The sequence below is a fragment of the Parageobacillus thermantarcticus genome, from assembly GCF_900111865.1.
Lineage (GTDB): Bacteria > Bacillota > Bacilli > Bacillales > Anoxybacillaceae > Parageobacillus > Parageobacillus thermantarcticus.
The window spans coordinates 11,591-30,482 of sequence record NZ_FOJS01000028.1; the positions used below are offsets into that span (position 1 = coordinate 11,591).

Annotated in this window: 27 protein-coding genes; 2 read left to right on the forward strand and 25 right to left on the reverse strand. The window is 40.1% G+C overall.

Going from position 1 to position 18,892, the window contains the following annotated elements:
• Window positions 1-4: 4 nt before the first annotated feature.
• From BM278_RS12520 to BM278_RS12590, 16 genes are all read right to left on the reverse strand, one after another.
• Window positions 5-3,178, reverse strand: coding sequence for a phage tail tape measure protein (locus BM278_RS12520; RefSeq protein WP_425272983.1), 3,174 nt, complete (start codon window positions 3,176-3,178; stop codon window positions 5-7).
• Window positions 3,179-4,012: 834 nt separating this feature from the next.
• Window positions 4,013-4,147, reverse strand: a complete 135-nt coding sequence (locus BM278_RS19505) for a hypothetical protein (protein WP_279625767.1) — start codon at window positions 4,145-4,147, stop codon at window positions 4,013-4,015.
• A gap of 20 nt (window positions 4,148-4,167) precedes the next feature.
• On the reverse strand, window positions 4,168-4,650 hold the full coding sequence (locus tag BM278_RS12525; protein ID WP_090950180.1) for a hypothetical protein: 483 nt from the start codon (window positions 4,648-4,650) through the stop codon (window positions 4,168-4,170).
• A 56-nt stretch (window positions 4,651-4,706) separates the two neighbouring features.
• Window positions 4,707-5,291, reverse strand: coding sequence for a phage tail protein (locus BM278_RS12530; protein WP_090950182.1), 585 nt, complete (start codon window positions 5,289-5,291; stop codon window positions 4,707-4,709).
• Window positions 5,291-5,668: a hypothetical protein gene (locus tag BM278_RS12535; RefSeq protein WP_090950249.1), complete on the reverse strand. Its 378-nt coding sequence runs from the start codon at window positions 5,666-5,668 to the stop codon at window positions 5,291-5,293. Before BM278_RS12535 ends, BM278_RS12530 begins: the two co-directional genes overlap by 1 nt.
• Window positions 5,669-5,705: 37 nt before the next feature.
• Window positions 5,706-6,104, reverse strand: coding sequence for a hypothetical protein (locus tag BM278_RS12540; RefSeq protein WP_143093447.1), 399 nt, complete (start codon window positions 6,102-6,104; stop codon window positions 5,706-5,708).
• A complete protein-coding gene (locus tag BM278_RS12545) occupies window positions 6,097-6,441 on the reverse strand; it encodes a phage head closure protein (RefSeq protein ID WP_090950183.1) in 345 nt (114 codons plus the stop codon). The genes BM278_RS12540 and BM278_RS12545 overlap by 8 nt, the downstream gene beginning before the upstream one ends.
• The gene (locus tag BM278_RS12550) at window positions 6,413-6,739 is read right to left on the reverse strand and encodes a phage head-tail connector protein (protein ID WP_090950185.1); all 327 of its coding nucleotides are present in this window, start codon (window positions 6,737-6,739) and stop codon (window positions 6,413-6,415) included. Before BM278_RS12550 ends, BM278_RS12545 begins: the two co-directional genes overlap by 29 nt.
• A 10-nt stretch (window positions 6,740-6,749) precedes the next feature.
• Window positions 6,750-7,088, reverse strand: a complete 339-nt coding sequence (locus BM278_RS12555; RefSeq protein ID WP_090950187.1) for a hypothetical protein — start codon at window positions 7,086-7,088, stop codon at window positions 6,750-6,752.
• An 18-nt stretch (window positions 7,089-7,106) separates the two neighbouring features.
• Window positions 7,107-8,240 (reverse strand): phage major capsid protein, encoded by a 1,134-nt coding sequence (locus BM278_RS12560; protein WP_090950188.1) that lies wholly within the window; start codon window positions 8,238-8,240, stop codon window positions 7,107-7,109.
• Window positions 8,241-8,280: 40 nt separating this feature from the next.
• Window positions 8,281-9,051, reverse strand: a complete 771-nt coding sequence (locus BM278_RS12565) for a head maturation protease, ClpP-related (protein ID WP_244151159.1) — start codon at window positions 9,049-9,051, stop codon at window positions 8,281-8,283.
• Window positions 9,026-10,201 (reverse strand): phage portal protein, encoded by a 1,176-nt coding sequence (locus BM278_RS12570; RefSeq protein WP_090950190.1) that lies wholly within the window; start codon window positions 10,199-10,201, stop codon window positions 9,026-9,028. Before BM278_RS12570 ends, BM278_RS12565 begins: the two co-directional genes overlap by 26 nt.
• Before the next feature lie 14 nt (window positions 10,202-10,215).
• The gene (locus BM278_RS12575; protein ID WP_090950191.1) at window positions 10,216-11,883 is read right to left on the reverse strand and encodes a terminase TerL endonuclease subunit; all 1,668 of its coding nucleotides are present in this window, start codon (window positions 11,881-11,883) and stop codon (window positions 10,216-10,218) included.
• Window positions 11,858-12,205: a hypothetical protein gene (locus BM278_RS12580; protein WP_090950193.1), complete on the reverse strand. Its 348-nt coding sequence runs from the start codon at window positions 12,203-12,205 to the stop codon at window positions 11,858-11,860. Before BM278_RS12580 ends, BM278_RS12575 begins: the two co-directional genes overlap by 26 nt.
• 106 nt (window positions 12,206-12,311) lie before the next feature.
• Window positions 12,312-12,815: an NUMOD4 domain-containing protein gene (locus BM278_RS12585; RefSeq protein WP_244151160.1), complete on the reverse strand. Its 504-nt coding sequence runs from the start codon at window positions 12,813-12,815 to the stop codon at window positions 12,312-12,314.
• A 2-nt stretch (window positions 12,816-12,817) separates the two neighbouring features.
• On the reverse strand, window positions 12,818-13,129 hold the full coding sequence (locus tag BM278_RS12590; protein ID WP_090950196.1) for an HNH endonuclease: 312 nt from the start codon (window positions 13,127-13,129) through the stop codon (window positions 12,818-12,820).
• A 180-nt stretch (window positions 13,130-13,309) separates the two neighbouring features.
• On the opposite strand from BM278_RS12590, the gene BM278_RS12595 reads away from it, so the two are divergent.
• Window positions 13,310-13,501: a type II toxin-antitoxin system HicA family toxin gene (locus tag BM278_RS12595; RefSeq protein ID WP_033012080.1), complete on the forward strand. Its 192-nt coding sequence runs from the start codon at window positions 13,310-13,312 to the stop codon at window positions 13,499-13,501.
• Window positions 13,502-13,527: 26 nt separating this feature from the next.
• On the forward strand, window positions 13,528-13,938 hold the full coding sequence (locus BM278_RS12600) for a type II toxin-antitoxin system HicB family antitoxin (protein WP_090950198.1): 411 nt from the start codon (window positions 13,528-13,530) through the stop codon (window positions 13,936-13,938).
• Between the two features lie 20 nt (window positions 13,939-13,958).
• Here BM278_RS12600 and BM278_RS12605 read toward each other — a convergent pair whose 3' ends face one another.
• The 9 genes from BM278_RS12605 to BM278_RS12640 form a co-directional block, all read right to left on the reverse strand.
• On the reverse strand, window positions 13,959-14,459 hold the full coding sequence (locus tag BM278_RS12605; protein ID WP_090950200.1) for a sigma-70 family RNA polymerase sigma factor: 501 nt from the start codon (window positions 14,457-14,459) through the stop codon (window positions 13,959-13,961).
• Window positions 14,460-14,808: 349 nt separating this feature from the next.
• Window positions 14,809-16,671: a phage/plasmid primase, P4 family gene (locus tag BM278_RS12610; RefSeq protein ID WP_208601803.1), complete on the reverse strand. Its 1,863-nt coding sequence runs from the start codon at window positions 16,669-16,671 to the stop codon at window positions 14,809-14,811.
• 41 nt (window positions 16,672-16,712) lie between these two features.
• Window positions 16,713-16,907 carry a hypothetical protein gene (locus BM278_RS12615; RefSeq protein WP_090950201.1) on the reverse strand — a complete coding sequence of 65 codons (195 nt, stop codon included), beginning with the start codon at window positions 16,905-16,907 and terminating at the stop codon, window positions 16,713-16,715.
• A 64-nt stretch (window positions 16,908-16,971) separates the two neighbouring features.
• The gene (locus tag BM278_RS12620; RefSeq protein WP_090950203.1) at window positions 16,972-17,196 is read right to left on the reverse strand and encodes a hypothetical protein; all 225 of its coding nucleotides are present in this window, start codon (window positions 17,194-17,196) and stop codon (window positions 16,972-16,974) included.
• Window positions 17,197-17,240: 44 nt separating this feature from the next.
• Window positions 17,241-17,372 carry a hypothetical protein gene (locus BM278_RS19510; RefSeq protein WP_260440616.1) on the reverse strand — a complete coding sequence of 44 codons (132 nt, stop codon included), beginning with the start codon at window positions 17,370-17,372 and terminating at the stop codon, window positions 17,241-17,243.
• Window positions 17,369-17,614, reverse strand: coding sequence for a hypothetical protein (locus BM278_RS12625; protein ID WP_090950205.1), 246 nt, complete (start codon window positions 17,612-17,614; stop codon window positions 17,369-17,371). The genes BM278_RS19510 and BM278_RS12625 overlap by 4 nt, the downstream gene beginning before the upstream one ends.
• Window positions 17,614-18,183 carry a dUTP diphosphatase gene (locus tag BM278_RS12630; RefSeq protein ID WP_090950207.1) on the reverse strand — a complete coding sequence of 190 codons (570 nt, stop codon included), beginning with the start codon at window positions 18,181-18,183 and terminating at the stop codon, window positions 17,614-17,616. Before BM278_RS12630 ends, BM278_RS12625 begins: the two co-directional genes overlap by 1 nt.
• On the reverse strand, window positions 18,183-18,365 hold the full coding sequence (locus BM278_RS12635; protein WP_090950208.1) for a hypothetical protein: 183 nt from the start codon (window positions 18,363-18,365) through the stop codon (window positions 18,183-18,185). Before BM278_RS12635 ends, BM278_RS12630 begins: the two co-directional genes overlap by 1 nt.
• Window positions 18,365-18,892 carry a hypothetical protein gene (locus BM278_RS12640; RefSeq protein ID WP_090950210.1) on the reverse strand — a complete coding sequence of 176 codons (528 nt, stop codon included), beginning with the start codon at window positions 18,890-18,892 and terminating at the stop codon, window positions 18,365-18,367. Before BM278_RS12640 ends, BM278_RS12635 begins: the two co-directional genes overlap by 1 nt.

Here is an 18,892-nt window from a genome sequence, read left to right on the forward strand (position 1 = left end):
CGGTTTACCCCCTAAATTTTTTTCCTCTACCGGTATAAAAATCTATATTTTCTTTCACTGGTTGCCAAATGACTTCACCGACTTTTCTTCCGTCTAAGTAAACATCTGACGCTCCTATTTCAATATAAACAGCCCGATCAGCTGGGTTGCTGTTGGCTAGAGCCGCGCTCAAGTTATTTTGAAACTCTGCTGTTTTCGCGATCATCGCTCCAATTTTTCCAAGTACAGTATCAGTCAACGGGATAATTGCTTCTGGTCCAGCTTCTCCAACCCCTTGAAGTCCTGCATTTGCTGTGTTAAAGATCGTTGGCTCCTTGAAAATACCGCCTTTTGCGTTCCAGCTCACTTTTATTTTTGGTACAGATGGTGGCGTTAAGCTAAACTTCCCTTCGATGCTGAATCTCGGTAATTTCGGCAACTGGATTTTCGGTATTTTTAGCTTCAATCCACTGAAAAAGCCTTTTATTTTATCGATCGCTGTTTTAATCGCATCTCGCGCCGCTTCAACAGGTTTTATCATCGCACTTTTAATCCCGTTCCAAACGGTGGTTGCTGTCGATTTAATACTTTCGAAAACGTTCGAGATCGTAGAACGAATCCCATTAACAACGTTGGATATCGTTGATTTGATGCCGTCCCAAACGTTCGAAATGGTTGCTTTTATACCATTCCAGACGGTCGATGTGACGGTTTTAATTGTGTTCCATACGTTTTGAACGATCGTTTTAACAACATTAATTGCTGTTGAAATGATTGTTTTGATTGTATTCCAAACCGACGACGTGATGTTTTTAATCGCATCCCAAGCGCCTTTCCAATCACCTTTCAAGATAGCTGTGAACAGCTTGATGATATTCGTGATGATTTGGATGGCGTTTTGGATGATTTTTAGAATCGCTGGAAAGACGATCTGAACTATTTCTAGGATGAATTGAATAGCTGGAACTAAGACCGTTCTTATAAAGGTAGCCGCTAACTTTAGAACTGTAATAATGATTGGGATAACCGCCTGGATGATCTGCAAGATCACCGGAAAGACCATTTGAACGGCCTGTAAAATCAACGGGATAACCGCTTTAGCAATTTGTAAAATAACCGGAACAATTGACAGCAATACTTGCAAAACAATCGGTATGACCTGCTGTATGACTTGTAAAATGACCGGAAATACAGCTTGAACTACTTGTAAAAGCACCGGCAATACGCTAGTCACAATTTGAAGAACGATTGGAATGATTGCTTGAATCAATTGCGTAATAACCGGTATTACGGACATAACAACTTGCAAGATAACCGGCAATATAGATGCAAAAGTATTAGCCAACTGTGGAAGCAGCTGCACAGAGATTGATATAATCCCCTGGGCAAGTTGGCCCAATACTTGACCTATTGTCAATCCAAGTTCCACTAGCGCTTGGCCAAGTTGAGCAAATGCAGGCGCCAACTGCTGAAAGCTTTGTGCCAAAACAGCCCCGGTTTGCTGAAATTGCGGCGCTAATTCCGCAAACATCATTGAAAACTGATCAAAAACCGGTTGTAAAGCTACAAAGACACTGCTTATTAATGATAAAACCCCTTGGAAAACCGGCGTCAGTGCCGTTAACAAACTTCCTCCAGCTTGAACAACGGATGTAAAAACGGCTCCTAAACTAGATGCTAAACCTGATAATGATGGACCAATAGAGCTTAATAGACTTGTCGCAGTCCTGACTAGTGAAGCAAATACTGCCCCTAGTGAGGAGCCTATTTGTTGAAAAACAGGCTGGAGTTGTTGAAAAGCATTCATGATTTGCACGAAAACAGGCTGAATAGCTTGAACAATTGAGTTCCAAGCGTTCGATATAGCTTGCCTAGCTTCCTCATTTCGTGCGATAAACCTCACAATTTGAGGCAAGAACATCATAAATAAAGATCCTAATAACCTGAATGGACCAAGCAGCAGCCCTGCTGATTTGCTGAATAAATTAAGCTGCGAAGTAGATGACCCGACCGTTTTTCCGAAAGAACTAAAAATTGACTTCGATTTATTGACTGTATCACTGCCTTGTTTAAACATCCTAAATAACTTGCTCGAAACTAAAATAGCTCCGCCAATCGAACTAACGACGATCCCCAGTGTTGTGCCTAATGCTAATAGCGCTGTAACAACAGCCGCTATTGTCGCTATCATACTTTTCGTTGTCGGAGACAGGCTCATGAATTTATTGGCCATGTACTCAATGAGATTGGCTACTCGTTCGATCGTAGGAGCCAACGAATTCACAAAATCCTTGGATGCCGAATCAATAGACGATTCCATTTTTGTGAGCGCTCCGGCCCATCCTTCAAGCATGGCATCGGCTGCTTTTTGGGATGCGCCAGCACTATTTTCGAGAGCTCTCGTCATCTTCTCAATTTCTTCGGGCCCTGCCGATATCAGCGACATCATTCCTGAAACGGCTTCTGTTCCGAAGATTGTTGCAAGCGCTGCTGCTTTTTGGGCATTGGTCATGCCATCCATACCTTTTATTAGTTCTCCTACAATTTGTGACAGCGGCTTCATTTCTCCGTTTCTATCTCTTATTGAAACCCCCAATTGATCAAGTTGCCGCTTCGCTTCTTTTGGAGGATCAACTAAACGCAATAAAGCTGCACGCAAAGTCGTACCTGCTTGTTCCCCAGATAGGCCGGCATCCACCATAATCCCAACAGCCGCCGCCAAATCCTCAATTTCATATCCAAGTTGAGCCGCCGGGCCAGCTGCGTACTTGAACGCATATTGCATATCTAACACACCGGCTGCCGACTGATTCGCCGCTTGTGCCAATACGTCTGCCACACGACTACTTTCACTTGCTTCAAGTCTGAACGAGTTCAATGCAGACGTAATCGTATCTGCGACAAGGCCTAAGTCTTCCCCTGATGCAGCAGCTGCGCTTAAAATTCCAGGTAATGCTTCTGTTGCTTGTGCTGCATCGAATCCTTTAGCCCCTAATTCAGCGAATGCAGCCGCAACTTCTGCGGTTGTGTACACAGAATTTTTGGCCATATCGAGTATCGCTTTCGATACATCATCATAGGAGCCTTGGGTCAGCACCGCCGCCCGTCTTGCTTCCTTTTCAAAATCGCGAGCACCCTCAATCATGCGATAAAAAGCAAAACCGGTTGCCGCCGCAGCCGGAGCAAACGAACTGACCATGGATTGGCCGATTTGTTGTGTTCTACTGCCTATACCGTTTAATGAATCTGCAGCCCGGCGGGCAACACTTTCTTGCTCTCGTAACTGTTGATTAGCTTGCCTAATTTCTTGTGCTAGTTTTTCTTCTGCAGCACGCGCTTGTAATAATTTAGTTTCATAATTTTTTACTTCAGTTGAATTTTGACCATAGGCCTTTTTGGCTTGTTCTAATTGCTGTTCGTATAAACGAGTTTGTTGGATGGTTTGGTCTAAGCTTTGATTTAGTTGTAAAATCCGCAGTCGTAGTTTATCAGATTCAGATGCGTTTGCACCAAGTTTGGCGCGTTGGAGATCGTGCTCCGCATTCATTTTTTCAGTTGTCGCTCGGAGTCTATCCTCTTCTTGTCGGAGTACTTGAAGCTGTTTTTCAGCTTTAGCCACTTCGCTTGTCCGAGCACGTTCCGCATCTTTGGCGCGCTGTAGGCTCCGACTGGTTTCATCAATGCGGTTGGCCAACTGCTGTTCGGCAGCTTGAGCTTTCAAAAGCTCAATTTCCATCCGTTTGGCTTCGTTTGAATTTGCTCCAAATTGCTGTCTAACTTTTGCTAACTGTTCAGCAGTTACTTGTGTTTTTCTTTGCGCGACGTCGTAAAGCTGCTGTAAGTTGTTTAATCTTGCCTCATATTTTTGCACTTCGCTAGCCGTATTTTTCATTTGCTCCTCTTGCAGTTTCATCTCCTGCCGGAGCTTGTAGGCTTCGCGATTCATCTCTTTTATTGCGTTGTTAAATTCCTGGTTAAAAACTTTAAACGTAACCTTCACTTCTGAATTTTTGGCCACCAGTCTCACCTACCCCTAACCTTCTTTTGGATTGTTGCGCCATCCCTCAAATGCAAGCGCCCCTTGGTATATCCGTTCCACTGATGCAATCGGCTCGTGCCAAAAAGTTTCCGGGTCGATTCCTGCGCCAAGACAATACAAAACGTACAAATCCTCCACACACTCAATTTTTAGCGTCGGTGGTTTAACTTTTTTCCGTTTTTATTGCTTTTATTTGTGCTTTGTTGAAGAGCTTTCGCAAATTGGTTTGGATCCGTTGACATCAGGTCGACAATGAGATTCATGTATAGTTCCAATGTGTCTTCAATAGGATCATGATATTTTTGCAAAAACTCATCAAAAGACATAGTGATATTCTTGTTTGCGCCAATGAACGCTAAATAGATGACCTGTTGCATTTTAGTTTCGTCAAGTTGTTCAAAAATAGAAGGATCCAAATCATTAGTTTGTCCTCCAACCAATGCTTCAACTCCCTGCATCTTTAAAAGGCTAGTAAACAAGGAACTCTCAATTAACCCCATTTCCTTACCTTTTTTGAGTGCATAGTTTGTCAAAAAGACAGGATAAGTTTTTTCGTTAACGAATACTTTTTCAAACTCGCCGTTTACCTCTCTTACCTCAACGTCTTTAAGTGTTACTTTTCTTACTTTCATTTCATTCCCCTCACTTTCTTGATTTCAAAAATAAAAAGCCCCTAAATGACAGGGGCTTATGGTGTTGGCACAGCTTTGACTAATTCAGGTGTAAATTGTGTATGCCATTGTTCGGCAACTGTTGGATCTTCTAGTTCAGCAACCAACGCCTCGTAATAGAAATTGTTCAGAGAATCAGCTAGTGCTGTAAATTCCAGTTCTAACATCGCAACTTCATCCGCACCATTTTCAATCGCGATTTTAAACCCTGATGAATTAGTGCAGTTTGGAAAAGCAATTAATTTAACGATATCTTCAAATTCATCGATCACGTCGGCAGTGAAGACAAAGCTTTTTCCTTTTGATAAGGTGCCATATGCCCAAACACCAGGTTTTAAATCTTCATTTCTTAGTCCAAAGAAGTCACGAGCCACTTGAACAGGAATATGAGCACTCACTGTTAAATTCATTTTGACTGGCTTTGACTTTTTCTTTACCTCAATCCCCTCACACTTTTTAACGATCTCGATAATTTCTGTTTCTCCTTCTATTTGGCCAACACAACCAAATTTCTTTCCAGGTTGTTGCTGGCCATTTTCGAAAAACTGAACACTTGCATTTTTAATCGAGACAGCATCAAATTCCTGAATAACAGTAGTCATTACAATTCCTCCTCTAAAACTTTATCGATTCTTTCATGTAGTTTGGATAATATCTTTGGAGTTGCAGCCTCCAAACCGCGTTCCATGAAACGTTGTTCAATCGGGTTATGAGCACCTCGCCCTTCATTCGGAAAGACGAGATAACCAAAACTACCTTTTTTATTTGCAGCTCCGCCTCTTGCCTTAATAACAAAACCAAGATTAATCTTTTCGCTTTTGCTCCAGTTGCTGTATTTCGCGTGTTGCTTGTTTCTGATTTTTCCCTTTCTTGTCGAAACAGGGATGAGCTTCGTAATTTCTTCTGTAGCTATTCTGATCCCGTCAGTATGCAATACATCATTTGTGGCACTTTCCATTTTGTCTGGAAGCTTCGCCATTTTCATTTCTAAATGTTCGATCGCCTTATAATCCAGTTCAAACTTGACACTCAATCGGGATCACCCGCCTAAAAACAAGCGTTACCCGATCAACGTATCGATCAGTGTCTTTCTCCTGCAGACGCTCTTTGATGGTGTTGACGAAATTCATACCTTTTATTGATGACACGATGGAAATAATATCAATCGTTTGTTCATCGACATCATCACGATTTTCAGAGTAGTAATAGACATAAATGTCTTGTGTGACGTTTCTAATATTGTTCGTTGTGCGGAATTCACCGGTTTCGAAGACAAAACAATTATAGGTTGCTAAAGTCGTTTCTTCATCCTCGGCAATTTCATCTTCAAAAACCGGCAAACCAAATTGTTCTTTCAACCCATTGACTAACGCGTCAATTTGTTCACGCATAAACCTTTTTGTTTTTTCATTCATTGATCGCACCTACTTCCTGCAAGTAAAAATAGAGATACATACCGTCTGAATCAACGGTGATGACATCATATTCAATGTTGTCGATTACAACCTTCAATTTATTTTTGTTGATGGTTCGGAAAGAAGGCGGGTATAAAGTTTTGACTTTCCGATCCAAACTAGCCCCCATAATGCCGGCCATGTGATAATCTTGATCGCGGCATGACATTTCTTTGAATGCCAGTTTTCCTTCTTCTGTGAACGCTTCTCCAATACGTTTGCCGGTTGCTGAACGCTGCGTTTGTTTGTGACCGTAAGAAAGAAAACCGTCATTGAACGTCTCCCGATACGGTTTCACCGCCACGGATGACACCTACTTTCCCTATGGCCACATGTAAAATCAACCGTGACAATTCATGCTGGAAGTTCCTTTCAAACTCATCACCCGCATTGTTATATACATATCGGCAGCGTTCCAAGAGAATTTCTTTTGGCCATTCTTCTTTTGAAAAATCAAAAGACGCATTTGTCAATTCAGACAAATACGTCTCTGATCGCTGGATCAACTTTTTTAGATATTCATCCTCTTCATTCCACGTGATACGCAGCCGCTCTTTCAAATCAGAAAGTAATTTCTGAAGCGTTTGTTCATCCATAAAAAATCACCTACTTTTTAGCAGGTGTTTTCTTTCTCGTATTATTTTTGCCGCCTTTTTTCGCTGTTTCTGCTTCATCTGTTTCCGTTTCATCAGATGACTCTTCAACATGTTCATCAAGGGAAGCAACTTCTTCTTGAACCACTTCTTCGATACCCTCTGCTTCTTCGTCACTTACTTTAATTTCAGGGCCAAGAAAAGCGACCCCATACCTATTTTTGTTGGACTGTAGAAAAGCAACCCTTTCCGGATCCGCTTCAAATCCTTCTTTCGGATACTCTTCCCCTTTTTTGTATAAGGTGTTTTTGTGATATTTTTCGATGAAATCATTTAACACAGGATATTTCATGTTATTTCACTCCTTTCATTATGGAGTTGGTGTTTCTACACCAAGATTTGTAATGTCAAAGACCAAGAAGCTGTCATTGTCTTTCGGGCGGCCATTTGCGTATTGCTTGGTGACGTATACACGCTCATCCTCAATAAACCGCACTTCGTCACTGTATTCGATTTTTCGAGAAGAGCCCACGCCCAAGAAGTAATCTTTTCCTAACCCCGCAATAAGTCTACCCTGCGGAACCGATACCGATTGAATGATTGTCGCTGGAATCGGCAGCACTCCATAAACATAAGTACCGTTTTGAGTAAGAATCGTTGTTTCCGGGAAGATTTTTTCCCAGTAATCGAGTGGATTTACCACAAACAACACTTGATTTACTTTTCGTTTACCATTTTTCGTGAGTGGGGCCATTACCTGCTGACCTAATGATTTAGGCGATAAATCAGTTAATGCTGTTGCAGTTTTATCCGGATACACACCATCCACCACTGCACCAGCTAAATCTTTCATCATCCCAATCGGTTGCTCTTTGCCAGTTCCTCGGATGATCGCATCTTCCAAACCGATCGCCATGGCTTCAGCTAGAACGGTACGTACATATTTGTCTAACCAAACCGGCCCTAAATCCAACATGGCTTTTGCAACCGGAATGAACGCGGAAAGTTTGAATAGTTCCGTGCTAACTTTTTCAAACCCTTCGTCGAGGATTTCTCTGATTTCCGCAGTCAGTTTGCCCCACCAAGCTGTCGGAATGTCCCCTTTTTTCAAAATCCATTCCGTGATCCCTGTTGTGTTCACGAATTCGATGTTTTGCAATAATTCGTGGTCACGGACCAAATCTTCAAATACACGGTCAATAACAGTTGATGGAACAAGTTTTTCCACCCCGTCAAAACCTTGCCCTTGAATGACTTCGTTATAATAAGCCATTTCTTCTTTTGTCAGTGGCTTAAGCCCTCGGGCAGCCATAGCTTGTTGATCGGTTAAATCCTCATTTACCGCCTTTTTCGCTTCTGCGATGATGTTTTCCTGAATCGAATTAGCGAACTTCGTAAGAGCTTCTGCCAATTCTTTTTCATCTCCGCTGTTTAAAGCTTTTAAAAGATTTTCCTTCATTTCTGCTTCATTCTTTGCCTTGCGATCTAAATTTTCAATCCCCATATGGATACCTCCCACATTTTTTTGAAATAAAAAAACACCGTCAGTTGTTTTCTGACCGTGTTAATGAACTTAAAAACTGGTAAATGATACTTGCATTATTCATAGGTTTTTCTTCTTTTGGTTTGTGATTGTTTTCAGTCGTTTGTGCTACCGCTTTTCCATCAAGAGATGCAGCAATATATTTGTTTAGAATCTCCTCTTTTACGGATGTTTCTTCCTGCTCATCTTCTTCATCAGGAAGCTCAATTTCATCTGAAATTTCATCACATAAGCCCAAAATCTTACACTCCTCAGCTGTTAGCAATGTTTCTTCATCCAGAAGTCGTTCTAATTCTGAACGATCACCAACAAACCGGGAAGTGTAACTTTCCAAAACAGCCGTATCAATCTTTTCTAAATCATTTGCAATTTTCCTTAATTCCTTAGCGTTTCCTGCAGCTAACGTCCATGCCTTATGGATCATCATCATTGTATTACGCGGCATAATCACCTTATCGCCAGCCATTGCAATTACGGAAGCACCACTGGCGGCATAACCGTCAATGTAAACGTTGATTGTAGCTTTGTGGTTTTTTAAAATGTTGTGAATGGCGATTGATTCAAAAACATCACCGCCAACACTATTAATATGAACATTAATTGTTTTTGCGGTAATGTTGCTTAATTTGTGTCTAACGTCATTTGCAGAAATATCGGCAAACCATCCCTTCCCGATAGTCCCATACATATAAAGATCAGCTTCATCATTTTCCGCTTTATTCAACACTTCAAAGCGTTTGTTGATTTTAGGCAGCTCCATTTTCTTTACCATCCCCTTCACCTCCTTTCAAGGCATCGGCTTCTTGATAGTTTTTGGTTACGTATCGTTTGTTCGCCCATTCTTCATCGATCGGCTCCTTACCTAACATAGTTAAAATGTCATTAATGGATAGACCACCAATAGCAAACAGCTTATCTGCAGCTGTAGCTAATTGAGTAATATCTACAACCTTCAAGTTATTCGTATCCACTTTCAAATACGTTCGTTTGAGATATTCTTCTTTGGTATACATCTTTCGGTTAAATTCATCTTGAATCAATTCCGCAATCGGTTTGATACAAAACAAAAGGAAAGCGTCCATTTGTTTTTCGATATCGGCCACATCCCCTTTCAGGAGTCCGCGAGGGACATGAAAAGCCATGGCCACATAGTTAATGACATCATTAATCAGCTCGGCAATATCACGGCTTGTACTATTCTGCGCCACGCCGCTTTTGCTGTCGCTCATGTCCTCGAGTTCATATCCCTTTTGGAGCTGAAACCCGACGCCAGGCTTGTCCGCGTTGAACCAGTCGGCCAATTGTTTTTCAAACATTTGGTCGATCAGCTTTTGCGTTTCCTCATCTTGCGGCCGCAAGAAATCACCTTTAATCAAAATTCGTTTGTTGTTTTTTCGTTTGTAATATCCGATCGCTGAAGCAATCAATTTCCCGTAATCTTCATATAGCCCATTGATCACTTCCATGATGTTCCGATCGTTCAGTTTAAAATATAAGACTTCCGATTCACGAAAGACTTTTTGAAAAGTTAAATCGCCTATCTGAACCTGTGTATAATAATTTTCTTTCAATGCAAATTCATTTTTTACCCAGCCATCAGCAATATAAAGCTGATCGTTTTGCATAATCACTAAGCATTCATTTTGCATAATCAGGCGATTTACCAAGCTGTGCATAAACTCCGATGCGTTTTGATTCTGATTGGGCTGCACATTCAACAAATAATAATTCTCTCCACGCTTTTCTTTTCCGTTCTCAAATGTTTGGAACTCACACCTGGTTAACGTGTTGGCAATCAAATCAATACATGTTTCAACCGCCAATCTTTTGTAATATGCGGTTGTTGATAGTGTTTGAAACTCCGTCAAAGTAATCGAACTTCGGGAACCGAACAACCCACTAATCCAATCTAAAAACCCCACTGTTTCACCACCTTTCAGGTGCTAAACGACCTAAAGATTTTACTGATGTTTTCTTTCGTGATCGGAATCGATTCTTGTAATTCAGAATCAAAATTCAATGCATGTAAAAAAGCGAAAAACCCATCCGTTTTCCGCTTCTCTTTATCGATCTTCTTGTATTCGATATTTCCGTTTGCCTTTTCCTCTTTGTACACATTTCCCACATACCAGCGCATGAGTGGATCATCACCAAACACGATGGTATGTTTCACAAACATTTCATCAACAAGAGGGGAAAGTTTAGAATGTGTAGCTGGTCCTCTTCTTACGACTTCCACCTCAAAGCCAGCGTTTTCGAAAGCCTCTTTCAAAATGGATGAACGATACAAGTCCATCGCCACTTTTTTGATATAGAACGTTTTGCTCATCTCCACAAACCAATTCACGACGTGCTGGGCACTAATGGATTCGTCGTAAACAACGGTGAGCAATCCTTTTTCAATTGCTAGGTTGATAATTTCTCGATTGATATCCTGCAGCTTCGGGGCTGTATGATGCATGAACGTATGATGTTTCCAGTAACGTTTACCATTGTGTTTAAAAAGTACACCAACAGCGCAAAAGTCTCTAATCTGTGCAAAGTCTACCGCACCGATTGCTTCGATTCCTTTCAAGTTTTCAGGAAACGGTTGATTGGTTGCCAATCGATCTTCGTATGTCGCAACCTCTTTTCGCGTATCGTCAACCGGCATGTTCATGCGCTTTGTCATGAACTCAATTCTTATAGAAGCATTAATTTTGCCCAGCTCATATTCTTTTCTCATTTCATGCTGCAGATGTAAATTATACCGGTATGAAGGATTCGCCTTTTCCCATTTCGACTCATCGTCCACTTCTTTTTCGTCATCCAGCTTGCATATAAACGGGAAAAGCGTTGAATTGGGCATCTCTTTGTTTAGCACCATTCGTGCCTCTTCTTTTAAGTCATCCAAGACACCTCCACGGACGTAACCATCCGTTGTGATGTAAAACGTTCTCGGATCTGCTTTTTTACCTAGACCAGAAGTGAACACTTTGATATTGTCATAACTGTCATATTCATGCACTTCGTCAAAAATCACGCAGCCGCTTCGTTTGCCGTCTTTTGTCCTGGCGTTTGACGTGTTATATTCCAGCTTTGATCTAGTTCCTCGATGTTGAATAAGTGTCTTCGATTTATAAAATGCCTTTTTCACTTTTGACCAATGGTCTTCCAGGACATTATAAACATCCATGAAAGACGTTTTAGCCTGGTCTTCTGATGTTGCCACGATGTCAATATCATAGTTTTTTATCCCGTGATGGCCGGTTGTCATATAAAAAGAGTTCCATGCAACATATCCGTTTTTTCCAGCACCACGTCCAAGCAAAATAAAAAAACGATCGAACATTAAACGTCCGTCGTCGTATCGAACTCCGTATATAAAAGCGTTGATAAATTTCTGCCAGGGAAAGAGCTGGAAGGGAAAATATTTCGCTGGAATTTCTACTGACTTTTCGATCGCTTCATGATCAATCACTACATTTGGTTGATCGAGCTTCCAACGCAAAAATTCCATCAACTGCTTTTGTTCTTTACACGCCTCAATCTCTCCCTGCTCGACCATCCGCATGTATTCATCGATATACGGATGATATTTATACGTCTTCGAACTCATCGTCATCATCACTGTTGTCTATTTTTTTGAGCAAATTAAAAAGTTCTTTGTAGGCCGCCGTATATCGATTCATCGTGGTGTTGTATGACTTTTGAGCAGGGTTCTCGACGAGCATTTTTTGCTTGCCATTTTGGAAAGTATACGTCGGACCTTTCGATTTGATCTCATTTTCCAAAATCTCCAGCTGGATCGTCATGAAAGCGACCCTTTCAATTAGCCCTTTTGCCACCTCTTTTTCGCGATCCGGCAGCTCATCGAACACTGCATTGAGGCGGTCGACTTCTCTTTGGATGAGTTCATCCTGCTTTTTCCTGCTTAACTTGGCCATCATACCCCCTCCCCTCGCGTGAGATTTCGCAAAAAAATTTTTTCCGCTTGGCCCCCTCCCGTTGAACAACTCCCCCAAAAAGAGCCGATTCCCTGAATGGGGGGGTTTATGATTCAATAACAAGTTGTAATTTTACTTTTGAAAGAATATCAGTGTAAGCATTTTTGTATTTAATGGAACTTACTATTGCTTCTGTTACATTGTATTCCTTTGCTACTTGATAAATTGGTTTTTGTTCTACCCAACAATCATAATAAATCGATATCACTTCATCTGGATTCAGACTGCGTTTAATAAGCCCTGATCTTACTGCATGATTTGCGTTCTCTTTATTTGTACACCATTCCAGATTAGAAACATGATTATTTAATTTATTTCCGTCAAGATGATTTATTTGCGGTTTATTAAACGGATTAGGAATAAAAGCTTTAGCAACTAATCTATGAACTTTAAACTTCTTTTTCTTACCATTAGATGTTGTTAAACTAACTACAAGGTATTTATTATCGTGTAGATAAGGTTTAAGAATGTAACCAGTTTTCCGATTACGAACCCTTCCATAAGTTGATACTTCATAGTTTAGATTATCGATTTGCTTCCACCGTTCCATAGTCACCATCTCTCTTCATTTACAAACCTTTTCTGTTTGATATATTTTTCAAGCCGTTTGTGTTCTTCGTTATGGCATTGAATACAAACGGATTCCAGATTATCAAGTTCCAATGCCAAATGCGGATGCGTCTTAACTTCTTTGATATGATGAACATTTCTTGCACGTCTATATTTACCTTTGCGTTTGCAAGACTGACATTCGTAATGATCACGTTCTAAAGCTTGCAATCTTAACTCTTTCCATTCTTTTGATTTATAAAACTTCATGAGATTATCGGTTCTGATTAGGTTGATGACCTCTTCTGTTTTCATACAATCAACCCCCAAATAAAAACGCCACCCCGATCGGAGTGACGCCCTGCTTCAATCAAAATGTCTTTCTCACTTATTAGTGGCATTTACACGACAAAAAAAACAAAAAAACAAAAAATTGATTAAAAGCTATTGATACGTATTATAATACGTGTTATAATATAACCAGGAGGGAGGGAAATGAAGAGTTACTCTTCAAAGGAATTAATAAAAATCATACAACAAGATGGATGGTACATAGTAAGAACAAGTGGCAGTCATCATCAGTTTAAACATCCCAGTAAACCCGGACTAGTAACCATCCCCCATCCAAAGAAAAACTTACCGATCAAAACAGTAAAAAGCATACTCAAACAGGCGGGGCTATTATAAGCCCCTCCTAAAGGAGGTTAACATATATGCACAAAAAAGACCGCTATATTTATCCAGCTATTTTCGATTACGGTAGCGATGGAATATCTGTTGAGTTTCCTGATCTTCCTGGCTGCTTTACTTGCGGAGATACAGAAGAAGAAGCTTTTAAAATGGCTAAAGAGGCGATGGCATTACACTTATACGGCTTGGAGCAGGAAAATGAAGAGATTCCTCAGCCTTCAAAAGTATCGGAAATTCAAACAGAAAACAATCAAGTAATCGTGTTCATCGAGGTATGGATGCCACCTTTTAGACATGAAATGGAAAACAGAGCCGTTAAAAAGACGTTGACTATCCCGAAATGGCTTGATGATCTAGCGAAAGAACATAACGTGAACTACTCCCAAATTCTTCAAGAAGCATTAAAGAAGCATCTTGGCGCTACCGACCGATAAATAAATTATAAAAAGCCTCTTCACCCGCAAAGGCAGAAGAGGCTTTCGTTTATACGTTTTTTAATTTTCTTTTCAGCTCTTTCGATCATTGTTTGTACACTGCTGGACGATATGCAGAGATAATTCGCAATCTCACTATACGTTAGACAATACCCACGCGACATTAGATATACTTCCCGTTCCCGATCAGTAAGCACTGATAAAGCATCTTCGATTCGTTGCCGGTCCCAACTCGTTATAATGTTTTCCTCTTCATGATCGTCCCATTCATAAGTTGGTTCACTGGAACGGAAAAATTTTTGCATCAATAACGGATCAAATGGTTTTTCACGCTGATAAGCAGCTCTTCGTTCAATGCCACGTCGATTACCAGGTCTTCTTCCTGTTTCCATCCACTCTATCGCAAATTCAAGGTCCGAAATTATTCCTCTGATTATCTTTTTATCTTCATCTGATGCATGCTTGAAAAGTTTCTTCGTATGCTTCAACGTTTGCTTATATTCTTGCAAGAGGTCATTCATTGGATGCCTCCTGTTATGTGGAGTGGTAACAGATGTTTTTTAAAACATCTGTTACCCTCAGAAACGTTGATATATCAATAGTTCTAGCCATCTAACTTATAGGTTACAAATTACCCTTTGAAAAACTTTTATTTTTTTATCTTCTTCTTTTTTAGAAGTTATATTTATTTAAAAGTTTATTTACCTATTTATCTGTAACCTTAATAAAAAATAAGTAAAAAAATATTGATATATCAATAATTATATAGGTTACAGATAAATTTTGGAAAAGTAACCCCATTTTATGTAAAAAGCTCAAAAGTGTTGATATATCAATGTTTTTAAAATGCCTTAAAGGTAACAGATCAAATTATTGACCTGTTACCCCATCTGTTACCTTTTCATAATATCGAATTGGTTTTCCATTAACTTTTTTAACTTTACTTTCATACCCAATATTACTCAATCTCCGTCCAAACTCAGTTTTCCCTACCTCTTTAAATCCGTTTTCGAAACAAAAAGCTACATATGCGTTGTAAACATCCTTTATCGGTCGATTGACAATCAAATGCTGATTTTCACTTTCGAAAGCCAGTACGCTGTCACTAGAAACGAAATATTCTTTTGTTTTTGCTTGAATGGTTAAACTCTCAGTCAATTTCCCGCCGTTTGCTTTGATCCGTTGAATCCCTTCAAGCGCTAAACGTAAAATATAGCTTTTTGCGTTTGGCGTTGACAGTTTTCGATCAAGGTCCATATCCCGTTTTTCCACCTGATTGTCACATGGGATGACCACAACACGCCGAGCAATCCCACCGGATTTATCTTTAAACGTCGGCATATCATTACACGTAAAAATAAGCGTCGCTTTGTTCTTCAACTTGAACGGCTGCTGGTAAATGGGGCGGACCATGATCGGGTCGCCGGAAGCGAGCGTCTTAAAGTTTTTGGACTGCTCTAAATAAGAGGCATCGATGTCATCACCGATATTAACTAATTTTCCATCTAAAAAAGCCACGCTGGTTGCATCGTTAAAATCATTGAGTGTGAGTTGTGATGCTAAATCGCCAGCAAATGCATTGATCATCTTTAAAAATGTACTTTTTCCATTGTTTCCTTTGCTTCCTTGAAAGAAGAATACTTTATGCGGAAAGGAATGAGTCATCAGGATATGGCCAAACATTTCTTCAATGACCAAACGCAAGTCTTTCCGGTTCATCGTGAAAAAATCTAAGAATTGATCGACATGCTCGTCATATGCATCTTCTTGGTATTGAACGTCTAAATAATAAGGAGTAAAACCATAGTCTGCCTGAATGACTTCTCCGTCGTCAATAATATAGCCGCCTGGAAGCTTAATCGGAAAGTCTTGTTCTTCAATGTATTCGGACTTGATTTTGAACAGTTCGAGCAACTGTTTGTGTTGACTTGGTTTTAATTTGATGAGTTGGTCGATTTCACGTAACAATTTATTGTCATTATGAACGTAATGGTCATTTTGTTTGAAATAAAGTTTTTGCTGGTAGTATTTAATATCCAGCCGTTGAACGAGCACTTCGCTGGTCATAACAATGTCTTTTTCGTTGAGAAATTGGATAGCTTGTCCTTTTTTCTTTTTCTCATAGGTTTGGTTCACCGATTCGATAAGTGAGGCGAGCTCTTTTTCCTTTAATGGCTCGCCAAACACTAAATCATTAATAAAATGTGCCAATTCTTCAATGAATGCATCGTCCAGCTCATACATTTCTTTTGCGGTCAGCAAATGTGTGAATAGCGCTGAATTTCGTCCCTGTCCTTCCACAAGTCCCATTAACGATTGTTTTAATTTGCTTGGATACAAATAGACCGGCAACATCGGCAATGCGCTAAGATCGTTTAAATAATGCGCATTTTGCATTGGCCGCAATTTACCGTCTTGTTTAATGATAGCGATGGACTTTTTCCCTGTTTTGTAGTCCACTGTCATGCCCGCGACCGTTAATTTGCCGGTCCAGTTTTTGATTAAGATTTTCGGTTTCTGGTAGTATAAATGGCAACCGCGACGGCTTTCGACTCGTAAAGTAGGGAAGAGGCGAAAGAGTTTCTCAATCGCCTCGTTTCGTTCATCAAAATCGACGACCACGATTGAACTGTTGAGCAAGATAGCTGCATCGTTATAATGTTCGTGAGTTGTGCTAAAGATATCGAATGAATGCTTTGGTACTTTTTCGTCTAACTCGATGTATTTAATCAATGGCTTGTCACCTGCCTGTTAGCACTGTACTATTCAGCAACTTATTTCAAAACCTTTTCCAATCTTTTTACAGCACTAGGATTGAACTTTGTTACTAAATTATCTTTACGAACAATTTTTGTTTCTTTATATTCTGGGATTAGCATAACAACGTTGTACCGATACTCTTCAATAACAGTTCCAGCGCTCAAAACACCATCTATAACAGCTAGACATTTACGACCTAATAAATTCACACATATACCTCCCTCATGTGTCTGATCGATGATTTTTTACAGCGTTATATCTTCGTACTGCGAATCAATCTTCACAAAGAGCTTTTAATCGCTCATATTCATTGTTCAATTCATCCGCATAATTGCTTGTGTTTATGACTTCTGCCAAAATCGCTCTATCCTCATTGGCTTCTTCTAATTGCCTTTCAAATTTCCTTAGTGATTCAATTACTTCCCGTTTTTCATTCCTGTCTAAAGAACTTGTCATTACACAACCAACTGCTATGTTAACAGCTTTGCTAATTTCCAATTTTCTCACCCTTCCTTTATTGAACATTATGTGTCGAATGTGCATTAATTTTTATCGTTTAATTCAGCAACGACACAGTCGATGCACCAATATTCTCCTAACGATTCACCAGTTTCATATTGTTCAATATCTGTATCAATTACTTTGCCACACATAACGCAAACTTCTTGGTTCATTTACTTTCCCTCTTTCCTCTCATAAACTCCAAATAATGCTCCCGGATTCTCCATGCCATCTTCGGCCCGATTCCCGGGATTTCTTCCAATTTTCCAAGCCACTCCATCATTAGCTGTGTGTCCAACTCGTTCTGTTGTTTGGCTCCAGCATTAAACCCACGATTCCATGCAGCCATGACTTCTGGATGAAAGGGAGAAGTTGTTTTCTCCTTTTTCTGTTTGATTTTGCGTTGTAGACTCATCAATACCCACTCTCCTGTCGCTGGTGATTGACGGCGTTTTTCCAAATGTACGCTTCTTCGATTTGTTCCCATGTAAAACCGAGTCTTTGTTCAGCCATATTGAAAAAGATATAGCATACAGTTCTAAATGCATCTTTTCTTTTGCGTTCATCTTTAGATTTGATAAGAACAACCCAGTACATCAATTCCAAGAAAATGTCTTCTGTTTTTCCTACCAATTCATCATCCCAAACATATAAATCATCTACGGTATAGCCCAATTCGATTGCGATAGATAAGATGAAATGCAGGCAGTCTACGTATTCTTCAAGGAATGGATTAGGTCCAACATATTCAACAACGTCATGGCCCAAATTTTCGTCATAATGTACTGATGGAATTCCTATTCTCGGCGCTTGGTCACTACTCCAAAACTTAAACCCACGCCATTCATTTGCTAGTTCGCCAAGCTCCACTTGCAACGCAAGGATTTTCTTTGCAAGCCTGTCCTCGTCTTCTTGCCGCGGATGTTCCCGTTCGATGTGTTCGTCCAATTTGCGTTGTAGTTCAAAGAGTTTTGACAGATTCATTATTTTTCCCCTCTCTTTTGATTCGCAATTTCCGATAAGGCGTGCCACATCTGTTGCTTTGTGTCATTCAGCAGTTCGAACACTTCCCGTGGTGTATATCCAAAATCGTCAACAAATGCAGTTATAATGCCAGCAAGTAATTGATGTTCAAATCTATTAAGATCGAGTTTGGTTTTGTTCATTATTCTTCCACTTCCACGCTTCGAAAATAGTTGTTCCATTCATCGCGTTTCGGAAACTGTCCTTTGATCGGGAAAACATCCACTGGCGCTGAACATTGATAGCATTGCACTTCTTTGACATCTTCTTTTTCATAGCGAACGCCTTTGAAGCCGCAGTTCGGGCATTCATAAAAGACTTTGTAATGCGGGATTCCGTTTTTTATTTTGATTCCGGTAAAGTGAAATACTGGTCTGCCATTTTCAAATGCTTTTTGTTCTTGCTCTTTGTACCAATCACGCAGCTGTTCTGGAAGCAAGGAAAGTACATCTGTTGGTTCGTTCGATTGCATCGCTATTTCAGCTGTTTCAAAGTTTCTAACCTCGATTTTTGGAGATGAAAGAGTAATCTCCGACGATTTGCTATGATTTAAGAATCCTAAAAAATCGAGCGTTTTGTTTAATAGGCGTTCAAATGATTCAACTGGAAAATTTTCAATCTTCAAACGTGCGTTTTTTTCTCCGTGTGTCAAAGTAATTTGTATGTTCAT

Coding starts and splice junctions, on each gene's coding strand:
- BM278_RS12520 (WP_425272983.1), bottom strand. CDS start 3,178: ATGGTCAGTTCGTTTGCTCCGGCTGCGGCGGCAACCGGTTTTGCTTTT.
- BM278_RS12525 (WP_090950180.1), bottom strand. CDS start 4,650: ATGAAAGTAAGAAAAGTAACACTTAAAGACGTTGAGGTAAGAGAGGTA.
- BM278_RS12530 (WP_090950182.1), bottom strand. CDS start 5,291: ATGACTACTGTTATTCAGGAATTTGATGCTGTCTCGATTAAAAATGCA.
- BM278_RS12535 (WP_090950249.1), bottom strand. CDS start 5,668: ATGGCGAAGCTTCCAGACAAAATGGAAAGTGCCACAAATGATGTATTG.
- BM278_RS12540 (WP_143093447.1), bottom strand. CDS start 6,104: ATGAATGAAAAAACAAAAAGGTTTATGCGTGAACAAATTGACGCGTTA.
- BM278_RS12550 (WP_090950185.1), bottom strand. CDS start 6,739: ATGGATGAACAAACGCTTCAGAAATTACTTTCTGATTTGAAAGAGCGG.
- BM278_RS12555 (WP_090950187.1), bottom strand. CDS start 7,088: ATGAAATATCCTGTGTTAAATGATTTCATCGAAAAATATCACAAAAAC.
- BM278_RS12560 (WP_090950188.1), bottom strand. CDS start 8,240: ATGGGGATTGAAAATTTAGATCGCAAGGCAAAGAATGAAGCAGAAATG.
- BM278_RS12565 (WP_244151159.1), bottom strand. CDS start 9,051: ATGGTAAAGAAAATGGAGCTGCCTAAAATCAACAAACGCTTTGAAGTG.
- BM278_RS12575 (WP_090950191.1), bottom strand. CDS start 11,883: ATGACGATGAGTTCGAAGACGTATAAATATCATCCGTATATCGATGAA.
- BM278_RS12580 (WP_090950193.1), bottom strand. CDS start 12,205: ATGGCCAAGTTAAGCAGGAAAAAGCAGGATGAACTCATCCAAAGAGAA.
- BM278_RS12585 (WP_244151160.1), bottom strand. CDS start 12,815: ATGGAACGGTGGAAGCAAATCGATAATCTAAACTATGAAGTATCAACT.
- BM278_RS12590 (WP_090950196.1), bottom strand. CDS start 13,129: ATGAAAACAGAAGAGGTCATCAACCTAATCAGAACCGATAATCTCATG.
- BM278_RS12595 (WP_033012080.1), top strand. CDS start 13,310: ATGAAGAGTTACTCTTCAAAGGAATTAATAAAAATCATACAACAAGAT.
- BM278_RS12600 (WP_090950198.1), top strand. CDS start 13,528: ATGCACAAAAAAGACCGCTATATTTATCCAGCTATTTTCGATTACGGT.
- BM278_RS12605 (WP_090950200.1), bottom strand. CDS start 14,459: ATGAATGACCTCTTGCAAGAATATAAGCAAACGTTGAAGCATACGAAG.
- BM278_RS19510 (WP_260440616.1), bottom strand. CDS start 17,372: ATGAACCAAGAAGTTTGCGTTATGTGTGGCAAAGTAATTGATACAGAT.
- BM278_RS12625 (WP_090950205.1), bottom strand. CDS start 17,614: ATGAGTCTACAACGCAAAATCAAACAGAAAAAGGAGAAAACAACTTCT.
- BM278_RS12630 (WP_090950207.1), bottom strand. CDS start 18,183: ATGAATCTGTCAAAACTCTTTGAACTACAACGCAAATTGGACGAACAC.
- BM278_RS12635 (WP_090950208.1), bottom strand. CDS start 18,365: ATGAACAAAACCAAACTCGATCTTAATAGATTTGAACATCAATTACTT.
- BM278_RS12640 (WP_090950210.1), bottom strand. CDS start 18,892: ATGAACATACAAATTACTTTGACACACGGAGAAAAAAACGCACGTTTG.